Origin of the sequence: Vreelandella neptunia (assembly GCF_022489065.1) — a bacterium.
Classification (GTDB): Bacteria; Pseudomonadota; Gammaproteobacteria; order Pseudomonadales; family Halomonadaceae; genus Vreelandella; species Vreelandella neptunia_A.
In genome coordinates this window covers 1-389 of the sequence record NZ_JAKVTW010000077.1, presented here as the reverse complement: position 1 = coordinate 389, position 389 = coordinate 1, and the positions used below count along the sequence as shown (strand labels likewise).

Genomic DNA, 389 nt, shown 5'->3' with positions numbered 1-389 from the left:
ACTGATTTGCTGAGGGCTCCATTCGTCCATCAATTGGTCAGTGACCCAGCGAATCAGGCTGGGCAGCCGCTTCGTCACTTTCCAGGCAGTGCGTCGGCGCTGATCACTTGCCGATTGAGCCTGTTCAGGCGCATAACCACTGGTCAGACCGTTGCGCTTTATCTCGCGACTAATGGTGCTGCTATGGACACCAATGGCCTTAGCTATCTTTCGCTGGCTAATGCCGGTCTCAAGATAGGCAAAAATTTGGTATCGTTGGATCTGGGTCAGTTGTCGGTATCCCATGCTCTGCTTCACTTTGGTAGGTAAGGCAGAGAGGGTACCGGCGCTGGCCCTCCTGCCTCTACCTTGTGGTCCAAAGTGCTGCGCTTATTCTATGAATCCAGGAT

1 protein-coding gene is annotated in these 389 nt (G+C 53.5%); it reads right to left on the bottom strand.

The features are described 5' to 3' along the window. Positions 1-285 (bottom strand): helix-turn-helix domain-containing protein (locus tag MLE19_RS22930; RefSeq protein WP_240720625.1); only part of this gene is annotated, 285 nt, incomplete at its 3' end. Positions 286-389: the final 104 nt, after the last annotated feature.